Origin of the sequence: Roseinatronobacter alkalisoli (genome assembly GCF_028745735.1) — a bacterium.
GTDB lineage: Bacteria > Pseudomonadota > Alphaproteobacteria > Rhodobacterales > Rhodobacteraceae > Roseinatronobacter > Roseinatronobacter alkalisoli.
The window spans coordinates 189,863-206,828 of record NZ_JAQZSM010000001.1; the positions used below are offsets into that span (position 1 = coordinate 189,863).

The window sequence follows — 16,966 nt, forward strand, 5'->3', positions numbered from 1 at the left end:
CGGCCGGAATTCAGGATCACGCGCAGGGCGTTCGGGTCAGTTCTGCCAGTAAAGCCGTGTCGGGTTGGTGACCGTCAGCTTTTCAAGCAGGGTCTGGCCGGGCGCTATATCTGCAAGCAGATCGACCAGCGCGCCGTCATCGGGCATGTCTTTCCTGATGTTCGGGTGCGGCCAGTCCGTGCCCCACAAGACCTGATCAGTGAAACGCGCCACCAGATCTGCGGCAATCGGCACTGCGTCTGCATAGGGTGGGCCTTCTCGGGTGATACGTTCAGCCCCGCAGACCTTGACCCAGAACCGGTCATCGCGCAGCAGGTCCACAAGCATTTCATAGGCAGGCTGATGAATCCCTTTGGACGCATCAACACGGCCCATATGATCAATCACCATCGGCACCGGCAGCGATTTCAGCACAGGTGCCAGCGTTTCCAGACGGTCCGCATCGAAATGCACCACGGCATGCCAGCCCAGACGCGAAATGCGCTGCGCAAGGTCGCGCACAGCATCCACATCCGCATCTTTGCCCAGATGCGACACGAAATTGAATCTGATCCCGCGCACCCCGCCTGCATGCAGCCGGTCCAGTTCCGCATCCGATATGTCGCGGCGCACCATTGCCACGCCGCGGCAAGACCCGTTGGATTTTGCGATTGCGTCCAGCATGGCCGCGTTGTCGGTGCCATGGCAACTGGCCTGAACCAGAACCGTGCGGCTGATGCCCAGCCTTGAATGCAGCGCGGCCAGCGTTTCCCAAGGGGCGTCTACCGGGGTATAGGTGCGTTCGGGGGCGAATGGAAAATCCTTTGCCGGGCCGAAAACATGGCAATGCGCATCGCAGGCCCCGTCCGGCAGGCGTAGTTTCGGGACGGAAGGATTGGGATGAAACGGTAGGTTCTGTTCTGTCATGTGTCTGCTCTGGATTGGGTGAAAGGGGCCAGCCGTGCCTTTCGGACAAGCAACGCAATGACGACCATAAGGCCACCCATGCGTGCGATCAGTGTCAAAGGGTCGGTGGAACTGACTGGCGAAGGCCACAGGATCAGGCAGGATGCTGCGGCAAGCAGCCAGCGTTCAGATGCGGGCATTGGTGACTGGAACCAGCCCGCAAAAGCGATGGTCAGCCCGACAAGGCCGACCGCAGCCAGCACAACCGACAAGGCAATTTCTGTGCCAGTGCCGATCATCAGCAGGCCGGGCATGGATGCAAACAGGAACGGCACCAGCAGCTTGACAAATCCCAGCCTGACAGATTCGACAGCGGTTCGATTTGGCTCGCCGCCAGAAATGGATGCAGCAGCATATGCCGCCAACGCGACCGGTGGCGTGATCGCTGATGCAAGGCCATAGTAGAAAATGAACATATGGGCGACCACCGGTTCCAGTCCGGAGCGCGTCAACGCGGGACCGACCAGAACCGCAAGCAGCAGATAGGCCGCCGATGTTGGCAGGCCCATGCCGAGCACGAATGACACCACAGCGGTCAGCATCAGCAAGGCAAGCAGATGTCCGCCCGCGATATTCACGATCATGCCTGACATCATCAGACCCAGCCCGGTCAGGTTCAGCACACCAATCACGATGCCTGCAGACGCCACGGCGACAACAATGGGCATTGTCGTGATCAGTGTGTCCCGGCAGACGACAGCCAGTGTCACCAGCCCGACGCGCGTTTCCTTGCGCCAGGGAGAGATGACAAGCCCGACGCCAATGCACAGCACTGCCGCTTGTGTGGGCGAATACCCGTTGGCCAGAAAGAGAATGAGGGAGATCAGTGGCAAAAGCAGATAGCCACGGTAGACCACAGTTTCCTTCAATAGCTGAAATCCCGCCTGCGGATCCCGATCCAGCCCCAGACGCCCTGCTTCCAGCCAGACAGCGGTCATCAGCGCCAGAACATATAACAGGCCCGGCACCAGCGCGGCCAGCGCGATCGTGGCATAGGGCACCTGAATGATCTCTGCCATCAGAAAGGCGGCAGCCCCCATTACGGGCGGCAATATCTGGCCTGCGGAACTTGCCGCAGCCTCGATCGCGCCCGCAAGGTTCTTTGAATACCCCGCGCGTTTCATCAGCGGTATGGTAAAGGTTCCGGTCGTCACGACATTCGCAACTGCGCTGCCGTTGATCGACCCGAGCATTGTGGATGACAGCGCCGCTGTCAGCCCCGGCCCGCCGCGCATCCGCCCGGTCAGGCCGCGTGCCAGATCGACAAACACTTCGCCGGTGCCGATTTTCATCAGCAAACCGCCCATCAGCGCGAACAGGAATATATATTCGACCGCGACACCCATCGGCAGGCTGAAAATGCCCTCGGTTGACAGCATCAGCATTGATGCCAGCCGCCGCACGGAATACCCCCGATGCCCGTACTGGCCGGGTATCATGTCCCCGAGCATCGCATAGGCCAGCGCCACGGCCACCAATACCAGCAATGCCAGCCCGACACTCCGCCAGATCAGGGTAATAAGCGCCGCCATCAGACCAACAAAGACATATACATCAAACGGGGTGGCCATGCCGCCACGCATGACGATGGGCAGATAGTTCGCTTCTATATTGATGCCCGGATACAGCGCCAATGGCACCAGCGCATAGAAAAACGCCCGCGCCCAGACCGGCCCCGCCTGCAAGCCCAGCAGAAGCAAGCCACCCGCAGCGACCATGGAAAAGAACACGGATCGAAGAATCAGGGCGGTGATCAGCCCGAAATATGCACCCCACAACACCAGCGCTGTGGTGGCAATCGCCAGCCCGGTTACCAGCAGCGATACCAGCACCACCTCCGTTCTGGATCGGTCGGGCACCGCAAGGCATAGCGGGTTCAGCCAACGAAAGATCACCGCCCTGATCACATCAGTTCCCCGCGAAATAGGCCGCTGCACCTGCATGCAGGTCGATGGGTGTGTTTGGCGCGGTTTCGTGCAGGATCAGCCGCGCAAGCGGATGAATTTCCCCCAACGTATCCAGATTGTCGAACAATGCCGCCGTCATCGCCTGCACGAATTCATCCGGCGCATCAGCATGCACGAACAACACTGCGGGATCATTGATAACCAACGTGGGGTCCGTCACGCCACCATATGTATTCGCCGGAATTTCATACAGTTGGTAGAAGGGGTATTCTTCCAGCAACCCGGCAACGCTTTCAGCGTCAACCGGCAACAAAACCATATCTTCGCGCGCATCAAGATCGATCAGCGCCGCCACTGGCGCACCCGCCAGCACAACCGCTGCATCAACTGATCCGTTGACCAGCGCGTTCACCCCTTCGGCATAGGACAGGAATTGCGCATTTTCCGGGCTGAAGGCCCCGTAACTTTCAAGAAGCCGCTGCGCCAGCACCGCGGCATTGGAACCGGGCGGGCCAAGGCTGACGGGACGCCCGGCAAGGTCTTCGAAACTGGTGATCCCTGTGCGTGCCGTTGTGGCCACTTGCATGACAGCCGGATAGAGATAGGCCAATGCCGCAACAGGATGCGGGTCGCCATCGAATGCACCCGTGCCGCTGGCAGCTTCATAAAGGGTGGATGAGGATGAAAACCCAAGTTCAAGCTCACCCAGCGCGGTGCGCCGGATATTTTCGATGGACGCGCCGGTGACTTCGGCGCGTGCGGTGGTGTCGGGCATATGTTCGGTGATCAGTTCCGCCATTCCGGCGCCGATCACATAGAACAGCCCGCCGGTCCCGCCGGTCCCGATCGATATGCGTTCCTGCGCGGTCGCAGGCATGGCAAATGCCATGGCCACGGCTGCGGCAATCAGGCTTCCTGTCAGTTTCATTAGTCCCTCCCTTGGGTTTCAGTCTGCGGTCGAGTAATCCGCAACATGCTCGCGCGACAGCGCGCGAAAACTTGCATGCGCAGCGTCCACCAGTTCGCGGATCGCTGTTTCGTGGTCGGTTCCGCTGGTCGCGCCATCCGACAACCGTTCAATACGTTCGGGGTTGATCAGCGTGTAATACAGCGCGCCAAGCAGGAATTGTGACCGCCACACAATCTGGCGTCGGTCTGCGCCCGGCAAGCATTCTGCTATGGCATCAAGAAAACTGCGCGTTACCCCATCGAAAGCCGCAGCGATGATGCGTTTTGCCTCCGGGTCGCCCTCTGCTGACAGGACGGCACGCATCCGGGTGAACCGCGCGCCGCCGCCCGCCGCCCCATTCGCGGCAAATGAAAATGTCGGAAGCAGATAGGCCCGCAGGATGGCGCGCAATCGCGCAGAAAGGTCGGCAATCTGGCGGGCTTCGCCCAGAAGTTCCAGCCGCCGGGCATTCATGGGGATGGTATGAATGTCATAAATCGTCTGCAGCAGGTCCAGCTTTCCCTCATAGTGATAGGACACGCTGGACACCACGACACCTGCTTCGCGCGCGATTTCCCGCAGCGACACCGCCGCAAACCCACGTTCGGAAAACAGGCGTTCCGCAGCCTCGCGGATTGCGGTCGCGGTGTCGTTCTGGCTTTCGGATTTTTTCATTGCCGTCCTCCTGAGTATGGATTTTGCATAGATTTGGACAAGTGTCCATTAATTTTATTGCATATGATTTATTATTTTGAACACTTGTCCAAATACGATATACACGTGACCATCAAGACAGGAGATTCCGATATGTTCAAACCCCTGACAGCAGATGACGGCCATCGTTTTGAATGCTGGATGCAGCCCGCAGAAGGATCACCGCAAGGCGGGCTGGTCATTCTGCAGGAAATATTTGGTGTGACCGAACAATTGCGCGGCGTCGCCAGGGACTATGCGGCAAAAGGGTTCAACATCGCCATTCCCGCCCTGTTTGACCGCCAGCAGCGCGGCGCAATCATCCCGTTTGACAATGCCGCGCCGGGCCGGGACATGATGCTGGCCGCAAAGCCGGATGACACAATGCGCGACATCGCCGCCGCCGTGAACGCGCTTGCGCAAACAAGCAACAAGGTCGCGGTTTTGGGGTTTTGCTGGGGCGGTGGGCTGGCAATCCGTGCGGCGCAGGTGCTGGATATTGCCTGTGCTGTCCGCTTTTACGGGACACGTTTGCCGCAATATATGGACATGGCGCTGGGCAAACCCGTTCAGGGCCATTTCGGCACGCGTGACGACCATGTTCCGCCGGAAATGCTGGATCAAGCGCGCGCGGCGTTCCCGACGCTGGAAATTCACATGTATGACTGTGGGCACGCATTCGCCAATGATGCGCGCCCGGATGCCTATGACGCCGAAGCGGCGACGCTGGCGCATGCCCGCGCGCAGGCATTTCTGTCTACGCATCTGGGTTAGCGTGTGATCATGTCAGGCAGAAACGCAAAGGCTGGTTACTGGCCTGAAGCAGTCACCCAAAGGCGCGGAATCAAGGCCGCAGGCCGCCGCGCCATCGGCGGGCCGTCCCGCGGCCTGCCGATGACCTGATGTCAGTCAAGTCCTTTGAACTCAGGAGTATGCCGCCTGCATAAAGTGAACTTCTCCAACGTGGGGTCGGCAGTCCCCGGCCCACCGATGGCGCGGGCTTGATCCGAGTGCAAATGTCCCCTTCAGGCCGGAACCACCCGCCAAACAGAATGCTTCAGCCTGTTCTGATCAGACTTGCAGTCAGGGCGCGGGCGATGCCGCCCGTTCCGTTACCCGATTTCAAAAATCCCATCGATTTCAACCGCGACACCCAATGGCAGGGACGGGGCACCGACTGCCACGCGGGCGTGACGCCCTGCTTCGCCGAACACCGCAACCATCAGGTCAGACGCGCCGTTCACGACCTTTGGCTGGTCCGTGAAATCGGCGGTGCAATTGACAAAACCTGTCAGTTTGACGACGCGCTTTAGCCGCGTCAGGTCGCCGCCGCAGGCCACGCGCAGCTGTGCGATCAGCGCAAGGGCGCAGCTTTTTGCCGCCGCTGTCCCTTGGGCGATATCCATATCCGCGCCCAGCTTGCCACAGATCAGGCCATCTGCCCCAGTGCTGATCTGCCCCGACACAAAGACAAGCGCGCCGCTTTGCACGAAAGGGACATAATTTGCCGCAGGGGCGGGCGCGTCCGGCAGGGTCAGGCCAAGTTCGGACAGGCGGGTTTCGATGGGGTTTGTCATGTGTTCAGTCCTTGTCAGTTGAAGTCAGCAAAGGCGTGGTCAATCTGTACTGTGCCAGGCGTTCATAATGGGGCAGCGCTGCATCGCGGATACGGGCATATCCGGCTTCCAGCTCCGGCAGTGGTCCTTCGCGCCCGGCGAAGCCGCTGGAACGGTGAACTGCCCCATACCAGACCGGCGCCCAGACCCCGTCAAAGGGTTTTGGCCCCGGTTGCCATGTCAGCATACGGTCTGTGAACGCAATCCCAAGGGCTGCGCATAACGCTTGCAGCATTGCGTCCGGGGCCGCGCGGATATCGGCGGAATCGATGACAACAGGCGCGGCACCAGTGCTTTGCGCGACCTGATCGAATAGTTCGGCCTGTTGCACAAACCCGATATCATCTAGCCCCACAGCTGCATATTTCGCGGAAAAACTTGCCAAAACCCGACTTGGGTGCCGGATAAGAAAGGCATGGGTCACACCCGCCATCCAGTCGCGGGGCATGCCGCTGATCATATGCTGGCACATGTGTTTCTGGAAGAATACCGGCTGGCCGTCCGCGTCGGAATGGGCCAGATCATGCGCCACGCGTGCGGCGTCCTGTTCGCTTGCGGCCATGATTTCGGCGTGCATTGGGTGTGCCAGTCCCGTGGCCTGAAGATACGCCGCGTAAAACGGTTCATCCCAGACCGCGCAATCCCCGCGCGCCGCGAAGGAATACATCATTGCCGTTGACAGGTTGCGTGGCCCTGACCACATGGCAATGCGCTTCATGCACCCACCATGTCCATATACAAATCCCTTATCCGCGCGGTGACTGGCCCCAGTTGTCCATCCCCGATCCGGCGACCGTCGATTTCACTGACAGGGGTTTGCGCACCGAAGCTGCCGGTCAGAAACGCCTCTTCCGCGCTATAGGCGTCCACCAGCGAAAAGTTCCGTTCATATACGGGAATGCCATTGCCCCTGCACAGATCGATGACAGCGCGGCGGGTGATCCCGTTCATGCAATAGTCGCCCGTGCTGGTCCAGACTTCGCCCTTGCGCACGATAAAGAAGTTGCAGGCATTGGTCGTGTTCACAAACCCATGCACGTCCAGCATCAATGCTTCATCCGCGCCGGCCTTTTCGGCGGCAATACAGGCCAGAATGCAGTTCAGTTTCGAATGGCTGTTCAGTTTCGGGTCTTGTGTCATGGGCAGGCCGCGCAGATGCGGCACTGTGGCCAGCCGGATCGGGCGCGCAATTGCGGGGCGGGAATGCTCCATGATGATGGCAATCGTCGGACCGGACCGCGACAATGCCGGGTGCTGGAAAGGCCGCGTCTTGACACCGCGCGTGACCATCAACCGGGCATGCGCGTCGGTCTGCATATTGTTGGCGGCGCGCGTCTGCTCCAGCGCGTCCATGATCTGCGCAGGGGTTTGCCCGATTTCCAGATCAATTGCCTTGGCCGCTTCAAACAATCGTTCGATATGCGCATCCAGAAAGGCCCAGACGCCATTGTAAAGCCGCAACCCTTCCCACACGCCATCGCCCAGCATGAAGCCCGAATCATAGACCGAAACCAGCGCCTGCGCGCGGGGTTTCAACTGTCCGTTCACCCAGATCTGGATGTCGGCGTTGCGCGCATCTTCTGCCGCTTGATGCGTGAATGTGTCCATGTGTTTCCCTTCTCCGCGGCGCAGGCTAGCGTGTCTGTGCGCAGGCGCAAGGGGTCAGGCGCGCAGGCGGGTCTCAGACCTGCCGGAGATCGTGACATCAATAATGGAACCGACGGGCTGCGGGGTTTCGAAATCAACTTCGGTGAATTGTTCGGTGCGGCCCATGTGGGGGTTTTCCATCAGCACCCGATGGCGCTTGCCCTGCTGCGCGGTCAGATGCGTGGCGCAGGCGCGCGTGCCTGCATCGCGCAGACGTGCGGCGCGGTCCCGGATGGCTTGCCCCGCCACTTGCGGCATGCGCGCGGCAGGCGTGCCCTTGCGCGGGCTGAAGGGGAAGACATGCAGGAATGTCAGCCCGCAATCATCCACCAGTTTCAGGGAATTGGCAAACATCGCGTCGGTTTCAGTCGGAAAGCCCGCGATGATATCCGCGCCGAACACCATGTCAGGGCGCAGGCGGCGGGCCTCTTCGCAAAAGCGGATGGCGTCATCGCGCAAATGGCGGCGTTTCATGCGTTTCAGGATCATGTCATCGCCAGCCTGCAGCGACAGGTGCAGATGCGGCATCAGGCGCGCTTCCGTGGCGATGGCTTCCATCAGGGCGGGGTCTGCTTCAATCGAATCGATTGACGAAATCCGCAGGCGGGCCAGATCGGGCACCAGTTTCAGGATGCGGCGCACCAGATCGCCCAGTCGCGGGGTCGCGGGTAGATCCGCGCCCCAGCTTGTCAGGTCCACGCCAGTCAGCACCACCTCATGATAGCCTTGTCCGACCAGGCGTTTGATCTGTTCCACCACCACCCCCGCCGGGACAGAGCGCGAATTGCCCCGCCCGAACGGAATGATGCAAAATGTGCAGCGATGATCACACCCATTCTGCACCTGCACATAAGCGCGCGCGCGGGTGCCGAACCCGTCGATCAGGTGCCCGGCGGTTTCGCGCACCGACATGATGTCATCGACCTGCACCCGTTCGGTTGCGCCAATCAGGTCAGGGGTCAGTTGTGCCCATGTGGCCGCCTGCATCTTTTCGGTATTGCCGATGACACGGGTCACTTCGGGCATGGCAGCAAATGTTTCGGGTTCGGTCTGCGCGGCGCAGCCGGTCACGATGATGGGTGCATCGGGGTGTTCCCGGCGCAGACGACGGATTTCCTGTCGCGCCTTGCGCACCGCTTCGGCAGTGACCGCGCAGGTATTGACCACGACAGCACCCTGCACGCCCGCAGATTCCGCAAGGGCCTTCATCGCCTCTGTTTCATAGGCATTCAGGCGGCAGCCAAGTGTGGTGAAGACAGGCGCGCTCATCTATGGGCCGCGATGAATTCGGCTGACAGGGTTGCGTCAAACACATGCGCGACAGGACCGGAGAGCCACACGCCATCGTCGCGCCAGTCCACCAGAAGTTGCCCGCCATCGGCGTCAATGCGTACCCGTCGCCCTGTCAGCCCGCGCCGGTGCGCGGCAACAGCAGTGGCACAGGCACCGGACCCGCAGGCAAGCGTTATGCCTGTGCCGCGTTCCCACACCCGAAGGCGCAGGTGGTCGGGGGCTGTCACGCTGGCAAATTCGACATTGGTTGCCTGCGGGAACAGTGCGTGATGTTCAATATCGCGCCCCAGAGCAGCCACAGGCGCGGCGTCTGCATCCGCCACGAAGAAAACGCAATGCGGGTTGCCCATGCCCACGCCCGCAGGGTCGCCCTCTATCGGCAGATGATCGGTGTCGCAGGCATGCGCCAGGGGAATGTCCTGCCAGTCCAGCAGCGGCGCACCCATATTCACCCATATCTGCCCCTGCCGGTTTTCCGCCACCAGAATGCCGCGTGCAGTGCGGATGCGCAGCCGGTCCAGACCGCGTGCTGTCATGACCATATCTGCCACGCAGCGGGTCGCATTTCCGCAGGCCCCCGCGCGCGATCCGTCGGCATTCCAGAAATCAAGGTCCAGATCGGCGGCATCGGACTGGCGCAACTCCGCCAACTGGTCAAACCCCACGCCGCGATGGCGGTCGCCGATGGCGGCGGCCAGCGCAGTTGTCATTACCCCGTCTGCCTGATGCATCGAGTCGATGATAACAAAGTCGTTGCCAGCGCCATGCATTTTGACAAAGGCTAGGGGGGCGTTCACATCCGTCATGCGCGCGATATAAGTGGCCGACAGCGCGCTGACCAGCCGTCATTTCAACATTGCCTCGAATTCCTGTGCGAAAAGCGCATTTCGCCCTTGACCCGGTGACCGTGCTTTTCTAAGTAGCGCGACATGTGTGGGCCGGTAGCTCAGTTGGTAGAGCAGCTGACTTTTAATCAGCGGGTCACAGGTTCGAATCCTGTCCGGCTCACCATCTTTTAGTGACATCAAGTAATTGTAACATACCGCATGCTGATTCGGCTGCGCGACAGATCTTGCAAGCGTGACCGGTTCTGCCCATATCCAGTCCATTGCTGAAAGGGGTATTGTGATGACAGGTTACTTCAAGACCGCTGTGCTGATGGCGGCCATGACTGCGCTGTTTATGGGCGTGGGCTATGCGATTGGCGGTGGCGCCGGGTTGCTGATCGCGCTGGCCGTGGCCGCAGGCATGAATGCCTTTGCCTACTGGAATTCGGACAAAGCCGTTTTGCGGATGCACAATGCGCAGGAATGCAACAGCCAGATTCACCCCGATTTGCAGCGAATGGTTCACAAGCTGGCCGATGACGCGGGCATGCCGCCCCCGCGCGTCTATGTTATTGATCAGGACCAGCCCAATGCTTTTGCCACCGGGCGTAACCCTGAAAACGCTGCTGTGGCCGCGACAACCGGCCTGTTGCGGCGTATGTCACGCGAAGAAATTGCCGCCGTCATGGCGCATGAACTGGCGCATATCCGCAATTATGACACGCTGATCATGACCATCACAGCCACCTTTGCCGGTGCGATTTCCATGTTGGCGAATTTCGCGCTGTTTTTTCGCGGCGGCCGCAATCAGGGGGCAGGGGGCGCAATTGCCATGATTGCGGTGATGATTCTGGCACCGCTGGCGGCAGCGGTGGTGCAGATGGCGATTTCGCGGTCACGCGAATACGAAGCGGACCGCGCTGGTGCGGAAATCTGCGGCAACCCGCTGTGGCTGGCATCAGCGCTGGAAAAGATTCAGGGCTTTGCGTCTCGGATTGATTTTGACCGCGCCGAAAAGAACCCGCAGACCGCGCATATGTTCATCATAAACCCACTGCATGTGCATAAGCGCGACAAGCTGTTTTCCACCCACCCGAACACGGAAAACCGCATCGCAGCCCTGGTTCGGCTGGCACAGGAAAACGGCATTTCGCACCCCGCGCCGCAGTCGCGCGCTGGTAATCCCTGGGGCTGATGCATGTTGCGGCAAAGCGGGACCGGTTTTCCGCTTCCCGAACAGGCGTTGTCAAAAGGTTCGGTCGTGTCGTGCGACTGCGGATGCGGGCGATGCGCCTTGATCGATTGCATCCGACAGCAACGGGTCAGATAACAAAATTGGCGATCACCTCGTCATCGGTGATGTCGGTGAAGGTGAATCCGTACTCTTCCATCCGTTGAAAAAGCCCATGAAAGTTCTGCGGCTGCGTGGTTTCAATTCCCAACAGAACCGTTCCAAAATTGCGCGCTGTCTTTTTCAGATATTCGAAACGGGCAATGTCATCCTCTGGTCCCAATATGCCCAGAAAGTCCTTCAGCGCACCGGGGCGCTGGGGCAGGCGCAGAAGCAGGTACTTCTTGGTGCCGGCGAAACGCATGGCGCGTTCCTTGACCTCTGGCAGGCGTTCAAAGTCGAAATTGCCACCTGACGCAATGCACACGACCGTTTTACCCCTGATCTGCGGCGCGATATCCTGAAGCGCATCTATGGACAGCGCGCCTGCAGGCTCCAGAACGATGCCTTCGTGATTCAGCATTTCCAGAATGGTAAGGCAGATTCTGTTTTCAGGCACCAGAAACACATGATCCGCTTTTGCGTGGCGCAACCTGTCGAATGTATGTGCCCCGATCTGGGCGACGGCCGCCCCATCCACGAAATTATCCAGTTTTGGCAGGGTGACGGGCATTCCGGCGTTCAGCGCGGCGCTCAGGCTGGCCCCGCCAAGGGGTTCCACGTAACGCAGCGCAACCTCTGGGGCCGCATGCGCCAGATAGGCCGACATGCCAGCACCCAAGCCCCCTCCGCCAACGGGCAGGATCAGCATATCGGGCGCATGGCCCAGCTGCTCCAGTACCTCGACCGCGACACTGGCTTGCCCTTCGATGACGTCTTCATCGTCAAACGGGGACAGGAAATAGGCACCAAGATCACTGCAGAAGCGCTGCGCCGCGTCCAGCGCCTGATCAAAAATATCGCCTGTCAGCCTGATTTCAATCTGATCCCCGCCGAAGGCACGGGTTTTCATGATTTTTTGTTGGGGCGTGGTGACGGGCATGAAGATAGTCCCGCGCGCGCCGAAATGCTTGCATGCGAAGGCCACGCCCTGCGCATGGTTGCCGGCACTGGCACATACGAAATGGCGCTGTCCGGGTGCCTGGGCCAGCCGCTTGCGCATGGCGTTGAATGCGCCCCGAATCTTGTAGCTGCGCACCGGCGACAGGTCTTCGCGTTTCAGCCATATATCGGCGTTGAATCGCCGCGACAGATGCTCATTGCGCAATAATGGCGTGGGTGGGAACAGTTCCCGCAAGGCGTTGGTCGCGGTTTGTGCGGTATCCGCGAAATCACTCATGGGGGGCCAGCCATTCCTGCAGCTTCGCGCGGATTTCCGGCGGCATGGGTGCGGATTTACGGGTTGCAGGATCGAAAAACACCTCAACCAGATCATAGGTTGCATGCACCGCGCCGCTATCCGCGTGCAGCATCCGCATGTGAAAGCAACAGCTTTTCGTGCCAATCCGCGAGACAACACCGTCAATCACAATCAGATCCCCCGCCTGCAATTCCTGCACAAAGCGCGTAGTGGCCTGCGCTGCTACAGTATGCACCCCATGCTGAGAGAGCATCTCACTATAAGGCAAGCCCAGTCTGGTCCACATGTGATAGCTGGCATCGTCGAAAAATGGCGCATAATGGCGCACATTCATATGGCCGAAATGGTCATGGTGCCACGGATGGATGACCCCTTGCAGCAGGTTCAGACGGTTTTGCATGTGCCCTCCGACAGCGCGTTCTGGCCAGTGCATAGCATATCTGTGGCCCAACAGAACCCCTGTACCCTTGCAGCACTGCGCAGAAGCCAATAGACGAATGGAAAACCTGTCATCCAACCGGAGCCGTCATGTCCGCTAAACCGAATGCCCCCAAGAAAGTCGTGCTTGCCTATTCCGGCGGGCTGGATACCTCGATCATCCTGAAATGGCTGAAAACCGAATATGATTGCGAAGTGGTCACATTTACCGCCGATCTTGGTCAGGGTGAAGAACTGGACCCCGCCCGCAAAAAAGCAGAGATGCTGGGCGTCGCGCCTGAAAACATCTTTATCGAAGATCTGCGCGAAGAATTTGTCCGCGATTTCGTGTTCCCGATGTTCCGCGCCAATGCGCTCTATGAAGGGCTGTATCTGCTGGGCACATCAATTGCGCGCCCGCTGATTTCCAAGCGCCTTGTAGAAATTGCCGCCCAGACCGGTGCCGATGCCGTGGCCCATGGCGCCACCGGCAAGGGCAATGATCAGGTGCGGTTCGAACTGGCAGCCTATGCGCTGAACCCCGATATCAAGGTGATTGCACCCTGGCGGGAATGGGATCTGACCAGCCGCACCAAGCTGCTGGAATTTGCCGAGGCCAACCAGATTCCGATTGCCAAGGACAAGCGCGGCGAAGCGCCCTTCAGCGTGGATGCCAACCTGCTGCACACCTCTTCTGAGGGCAAGGTGCTGGAAAACCCCGCCGATGATGCGCCGGATTACGTTTATCAGCGTACAGTTAACCCCGAAGATGCGCCCGACACGCCCGAATTCATCGAAATCAGTTTCGAGAAGGGCGATGCAACCGCCATCAACGGTGAATCAATGTCACCCGCCACCATTTTGACCGCGCTGAACGAATATGGCCGCAAACATGGTGTCGGGCGGCTGGATTTCGTGGAGAACCGCTTCGTGGGCATGAAATCGCGCGGCATATATGAAACACCGGGCGGCACCATCCTGTTGGAAGCGCATCGCGGGATTGAACAGATCACCCTGGACAGTGGCGCGGGCCACCTGAAAGACAGTCTGATGCCGCGGTATGCGGAACTCATCTATAACGGTTTCTGGTTCTCGCCGGAACGCGAAATGCTGCAGGCTGCCATCGACAAAAGTCAGGAACATGTGACTGGCACGGTTCGGCTGAAACTTTACAAAGGGTCCGTGCGCACAGTCGGGCGCTGGTCCGAGCACAGCCTGTATTCCGAAGCGCATGTCACTTTTGAAGATGATGCCGGCGCCTATGACCAGAAGGATGCGGCAGGCTTCATCCAGTTGAATGCGTTGCGTCTGAAACTGCTTGCTGCACGCAACCGGCGGCTGAAGGGCTGATCGAACAGCGCTTCATCTTGCCTGAAATACTCGCGGCCTGAAGGCAGCCTGCCTTCAGGCCTGGCCCGGAAAACCGGCCTTCGGAAAAAGGGAACGCCATGACCAGACCTGTCGTTTTATGCATCCTTGACGGATGGGGCCTGAACCCCGACAGCACCAGCAATGCCGTTGCCCAGGCGAATACGCCGAATTTCGACCGTGTTATGCGCGACTGCCCGAACGCGACATTGATTACCCATGGCCCGGATGTGGGCCTGCCCAGCGGGCAGATGGGGAATTCCGAAGTGGGCCATACCAATATTGGCGCAGGCCGTGTGGTGGCAATGGATCTGGGGCAGATCGATCTGGCGCTGGAAGATGGCAGTTTCCTGCGCAACGAGGCGCTGCAGGCCTTCATCGACAAGATGAAAGCCAGCAAGGGTACCGCGCATCTGTTCGGTGTGGTGTCGGATGGCGGTGTGCATGGCCATATCACGCATCTGAAAGCGGCGATAAACGGGATCTGTGCGGCGGGCGTTCCGGTGGTGGTGCATGCCATTACTGACGGGCGCGATGTCGCACCGCAATCCGCCACCCCGTTCATCGACGATCTGCAAGCCAGCCTGCCGCAGAATGCCAGCATCGGCACGGTGATCGGGCGGTATTGGGCGATGGACCGCGATAATCGCTGGGACCGCGTGCAGCGCGCCCATGACGCGATCATGCGCGCCGAAGGGCTGGAAGCTGCGAGTGCTGCCGCCGCTGTGACCGAAGCCTATGCGCGCGGCGAAAACGATGAATTCATCGCGCCCACGGTTATTTCGGGCTATGTAGGCGCGCGGGCGGGGGATGGTTTGTTCTGCCTGAACTTCCGTGCTGACCGCGCGCGCGAAATCCTTGCGGCACTGGCCGCGCCGAGTTTCAGCGGCTTTGAACGGGGGGCTACCCCACAATGGTGCGCACTTCTTGGGATGGTTGAATATTCCGACGCGCATAATGCCTTCATGTCCACAGCATTCCCTAAACGCAGGATCGTGAACACGCTTGGCGCTTGGGTTGCATCCAAGGGGTTGCGCCAGTTCCGTCTGGCAGAAACCGAAAAATACCCGCATGTCACCTTCTTTCTGAATGGCGGCAAGGAAGATATGGAAACGGGTGAAGACAGGGCCATGCCCTCCAGCCCGAAGGTTGCGACGTATGATCTGCAACCGGAAATGGCTGCGGGCGAAGTGACCGATAAATTGGTTCAGGCCATCGGCGACGGCTATGACCTGATTGTCGTGAACTTCGCCAATCCGGATATGGTGGGCCATACCGGCGATCTGGGTGCCGCCATTCGCGCGGTCGAAGCGGTGGATACCGGCCTTGGCGCGGCGCTGGATGCGCTTGCGGCTGCGGGCGGGGCCATGGTGTTAACAGCGGATCATGGCAATTGCGAAATGATGACTGACCCCGAAACCGGTGGGCCACATACGGCGCATACGCTGAACCCCGTGCCGGTGGTCCTGATCGGCGGGCCTGCGGGCGCGCGGCTGCGCGCGGGGCGTCTGGCCGATATCGCGCCCACAGTGCTGGAACTGATGGGGCTGGACACCCCGCCTGAGATGACAGGCCAAAGCCTGATTGCGCAGGAATGATCCGCGCGGCCCTGATTACAGCAGGGCTGATGCTTGCATCCCTGCCCGCGTTGGGCCACCCGGCAGACCGCGCCATGGCGGCGGCGCGCGCATTGCAGGACGCGGGCGCGGAGTTGCAACAGGCCAGTTCCGGGCGCGACAGGATTGCCGCGCTCAGCCTGACAATTCAGGCCTATGAGGATGGCATGGTCGCCCTGCGCGAAGGGTTGCGCGATGTGCAGTTGCGTGAAGCGACAATGGCGAGTGTGTTTTCTGCGCGCGGCGGGGATCTGGCGCGTTTGCTGGCGGTTCTGATGGCGACGGATAGGGTTGATGCCGCCAGCGCGCTTGTACATCCTTCCGGCGCGCTGGAGGCCGCGCGCACTGCGCAATTGCTGGGTGAACTGGCCCCCGGTCTGGGTGCGGAAGTGGCTGCGCTGCGCGATGATTTGCAGGAATTGCGCGCCCTGCGCCGCGCGCGTCAATACGGGCTTCTGGCGCTGGAACAGGGGCTTGGCACCGCGCAGGAAGCCCGCATCGCACTGGCACAGGCTATAGCCGATCGTGGCCCGCTGCCAAAGCGGCTGATCGATGCGCCAGAACGCTTGCAGATACTGGCCCAGGACGCCGCAACGCTGGATGAATTCGCCGCCGAACTGGCGCTGGGCGGGGTGGCCGCGCTGGCAAATACACCGGTGGCCAGTCTTGCGGCGGCGCATGGCACGCTGGATCTGCCCGTGCGCGCAACTGTGTTGCGCCGCTTCAACCAGCCGGATGCGGCAGGAATCGCGCGCCCCGGTCTGGTTCTGGCCACCACCCCCGAAGCATTGGTGACTGCCCCATGGTCGGGTACAGTGCGCTATGCCGGACCTTTGGCGGGGCAGGGCAATACTGTCATTCTGGAACCTGCGGAAAACAAGTTGATGGTGCTGGTCGGACTGGGTGGGCTTATGGTCGAAAACGGCGAAATTTTACCCCGTGGTGCCCCTTTGGGTACCATGCCTGCCGCCGGTTCAGACGCCCCAGGGACTGGAACGCGCAATCAAACACTCTATTTTGAAATGCGTGATGACGGGAACACCATTGACCCCGAGCCCTGGTTCGCATTCACTGCACGTCAGGAACCAGAATAGGAA

The 16,966-nt window shown here is 60.1% G+C and carries 16 protein-coding genes and 1 tRNA gene; 6 read left to right on the top strand and 11 right to left on the bottom strand.

Going from position 1 to position 16,966, the window contains the following annotated elements; genetic code table 11:
• Positions 1-36 precede the first annotated feature (36 nt).
• The 4 genes from PUT78_RS00995 to PUT78_RS01010 are packed head-to-tail and all read right to left on the bottom strand — an operon-like array spanning position 37 to position 4,476.
• Positions 37-906, bottom strand: coding sequence for an amidohydrolase family protein (locus PUT78_RS00995; protein ID WP_274350135.1), 870 nt, complete (start codon positions 904-906; stop codon positions 37-39).
• Positions 903-2,840: a TRAP transporter permease gene (locus PUT78_RS01000; RefSeq protein ID WP_274350136.1), complete on the bottom strand. Its 1,938-nt coding sequence runs from the start codon at positions 2,838-2,840 to the stop codon at positions 903-905. Before PUT78_RS01000 ends, PUT78_RS00995 begins: the two co-directional genes overlap by 4 nt.
• A gap of 13 nt (positions 2,841-2,853) precedes the next feature.
• Positions 2,854-3,780 carry a TAXI family TRAP transporter solute-binding subunit gene (locus tag PUT78_RS01005; protein WP_274350137.1) on the bottom strand — a complete coding sequence of 309 codons (927 nt, stop codon included), beginning with the start codon at positions 3,778-3,780 and terminating at the stop codon, positions 2,854-2,856.
• 18 nt (positions 3,781-3,798) lie between these two features.
• Positions 3,799-4,476: a TetR/AcrR family transcriptional regulator gene (locus tag PUT78_RS01010; protein WP_274350138.1), complete on the bottom strand. Its 678-nt coding sequence runs from the start codon at positions 4,474-4,476 to the stop codon at positions 3,799-3,801.
• Positions 4,477-4,608: 132 nt separating this feature from the next.
• Here PUT78_RS01010 and PUT78_RS01015 point away from each other — a divergent pair, with 132 nt between their 5' ends.
• The gene (locus tag PUT78_RS01015) at positions 4,609-5,268 is read left to right on the top strand and encodes a dienelactone hydrolase family protein (protein WP_274350140.1); all 660 of its coding nucleotides are present in this window, start codon (positions 4,609-4,611) and stop codon (positions 5,266-5,268) included.
• Between the two features lie 338 nt (positions 5,269-5,606).
• Here PUT78_RS01015 and PUT78_RS01020 read toward each other — a convergent pair whose 3' ends face one another.
• From PUT78_RS01020 to dapF, 5 genes are read right to left on the bottom strand one after another with little or no spacing between them, the layout of a single operon-like run.
• Entirely contained in the window at positions 5,607-6,071 is a 465-nt protein-coding gene (locus PUT78_RS01020; RefSeq protein ID WP_274350141.1) for a RidA family protein, read from the bottom strand.
• 4 nt (positions 6,072-6,075) lie between these two features.
• Positions 6,076-6,828, bottom strand: a complete 753-nt coding sequence (locus PUT78_RS01025) for a sulfotransferase-like domain-containing protein (RefSeq protein WP_420793435.1) — start codon at positions 6,826-6,828, stop codon at positions 6,076-6,078.
• Entirely contained in the window at positions 6,825-7,718 is an 894-nt protein-coding gene (locus PUT78_RS01030) for a D-amino acid aminotransferase (RefSeq protein ID WP_274350143.1), read from the bottom strand. The genes PUT78_RS01025 and PUT78_RS01030 overlap by 4 nt, the downstream gene beginning before the upstream one ends.
• A gap of 54 nt (positions 7,719-7,772) precedes the next feature.
• Positions 7,773-9,026 carry a tRNA (N(6)-L-threonylcarbamoyladenosine(37)-C(2))-methylthiotransferase MtaB gene (gene mtaB, locus PUT78_RS01035; protein ID WP_274350144.1) on the bottom strand — a complete coding sequence of 418 codons (1,254 nt, stop codon included), beginning with the start codon at positions 9,024-9,026 and terminating at the stop codon, positions 7,773-7,775.
• On the bottom strand, positions 9,023-9,856 hold the full coding sequence (gene dapF / locus PUT78_RS01040) for a diaminopimelate epimerase (protein WP_274350145.1): 834 nt from the start codon (positions 9,854-9,856) through the stop codon (positions 9,023-9,025). Before dapF ends, mtaB begins: the two co-directional genes overlap by 4 nt.
• A 129-nt stretch (positions 9,857-9,985) precedes the next feature.
• Between dapF and PUT78_RS01045 the strand changes: the two genes are divergently transcribed.
• A tRNA-Lys gene (locus PUT78_RS01045) sits at positions 9,986-10,061 on the top strand.
• A 117-nt stretch (positions 10,062-10,178) separates the two neighbouring features.
• The gene (htpX, locus tag PUT78_RS01050) at positions 10,179-11,072 is read left to right on the top strand and encodes a zinc metalloprotease HtpX (RefSeq protein WP_274350146.1); all 894 of its coding nucleotides are present in this window, start codon (positions 10,179-10,181) and stop codon (positions 11,070-11,072) included.
• Positions 11,073-11,199: 127 nt separating this feature from the next.
• Here htpX and ilvA read toward each other — a convergent pair whose 3' ends face one another.
• A complete protein-coding gene (gene ilvA, locus PUT78_RS01055; protein ID WP_274350147.1) occupies positions 11,200-12,447 on the bottom strand; it encodes a threonine ammonia-lyase IlvA in 1,248 nt (415 codons plus the stop codon).
• A complete protein-coding gene (locus tag PUT78_RS01060; protein WP_274350148.1) occupies positions 12,440-12,868 on the bottom strand; it encodes an acyl-CoA thioesterase in 429 nt (142 codons plus the stop codon). Before PUT78_RS01060 ends, ilvA begins: the two co-directional genes overlap by 8 nt.
• A 128-nt stretch (positions 12,869-12,996) precedes the next feature.
• Between PUT78_RS01060 and PUT78_RS01065 the strand changes: the two genes are divergently transcribed.
• The 3 genes from PUT78_RS01065 (at position 12,997) to PUT78_RS01075 (ending at position 16,963) form a co-directional block, all read left to right on the top strand.
• Positions 12,997-14,235, top strand: a complete 1,239-nt coding sequence (locus PUT78_RS01065; RefSeq protein ID WP_274350149.1) for an argininosuccinate synthase — start codon at positions 12,997-12,999, stop codon at positions 14,233-14,235.
• A gap of 98 nt (positions 14,236-14,333) precedes the next feature.
• Positions 14,334-15,851 carry a 2,3-bisphosphoglycerate-independent phosphoglycerate mutase gene (gene gpmI / locus PUT78_RS01070; RefSeq protein ID WP_274350150.1) on the top strand — a complete coding sequence of 506 codons (1,518 nt, stop codon included), beginning with the start codon at positions 14,334-14,336 and terminating at the stop codon, positions 15,849-15,851.
• Positions 15,848-16,963, top strand: a complete 1,116-nt coding sequence (locus PUT78_RS01075) for a murein hydrolase activator EnvC family protein (protein ID WP_274350151.1) — start codon at positions 15,848-15,850, stop codon at positions 16,961-16,963. The genes gpmI and PUT78_RS01075 overlap by 4 nt, the downstream gene beginning before the upstream one ends.
• Positions 16,964-16,966: the final 3 nt, after the last annotated feature.

Excerpts from the sequence above, each read along its gene's own strand:
- dapF (WP_274350145.1), bottom strand. The coding sequence starts at position 9,856 with ATGACGGATGTGAACGCCCCCCTAGCCTTTGTCAAAATGCATGGCGCT.
- htpX (WP_274350146.1), top strand. The coding sequence starts at position 10,179 with ATGACAGGTTACTTCAAGACCGCTGTGCTGATGGCGGCCATGACTGCG.
- mtaB (WP_274350144.1), bottom strand. The coding sequence starts at position 9,026 with ATGAGCGCGCCTGTCTTCACCACACTTGGCTGCCGCCTGAATGCCTAT.
- PUT78_RS01005 (WP_274350137.1), bottom strand. The coding sequence starts at position 3,780 with ATGAAACTGACAGGAAGCCTGATTGCCGCAGCCGTGGCCATGGCATTT.
- gpmI (WP_274350150.1), top strand. The coding sequence starts at position 14,334 with ATGACCAGACCTGTCGTTTTATGCATCCTTGACGGATGGGGCCTGAAC.
- PUT78_RS01025 (WP_420793435.1), bottom strand. The coding sequence starts at position 6,828 with ATGAAGCGCATTGCCATGTGGTCAGGGCCACGCAACCTGTCAACGGCA.
- PUT78_RS01020 (WP_274350141.1), bottom strand. The coding sequence starts at position 6,071 with ATGACAAACCCCATCGAAACCCGCCTGTCCGAACTTGGCCTGACCCTG.
- PUT78_RS01010 (WP_274350138.1), bottom strand. The coding sequence starts at position 4,476 with ATGAAAAAATCCGAAAGCCAGAACGACACCGCGACCGCAATCCGCGAG.
- PUT78_RS01015 (WP_274350140.1), top strand. The coding sequence starts at position 4,609 with ATGTTCAAACCCCTGACAGCAGATGACGGCCATCGTTTTGAATGCTGG.
- PUT78_RS01030 (WP_274350143.1), bottom strand. The coding sequence starts at position 7,718 with ATGGACACATTCACGCATCAAGCGGCAGAAGATGCGCGCAACGCCGAC.
- PUT78_RS01065 (WP_274350149.1), top strand. The coding sequence starts at position 12,997 with ATGTCCGCTAAACCGAATGCCCCCAAGAAAGTCGTGCTTGCCTATTCC.
- PUT78_RS01060 (WP_274350148.1), bottom strand. The coding sequence starts at position 12,868 with ATGCAAAACCGTCTGAACCTGCTGCAAGGGGTCATCCATCCGTGGCAC.
- PUT78_RS01075 (WP_274350151.1), top strand. The coding sequence starts at position 15,848 with ATGATCCGCGCGGCCCTGATTACAGCAGGGCTGATGCTTGCATCCCTG.
- ilvA (WP_274350147.1), bottom strand. The coding sequence starts at position 12,447 with ATGAGTGATTTCGCGGATACCGCACAAACCGCGACCAACGCCTTGCGG.
- PUT78_RS00995 (WP_274350135.1), bottom strand. The coding sequence starts at position 906 with ATGACAGAACAGAACCTACCGTTTCATCCCAATCCTTCCGTCCCGAAA.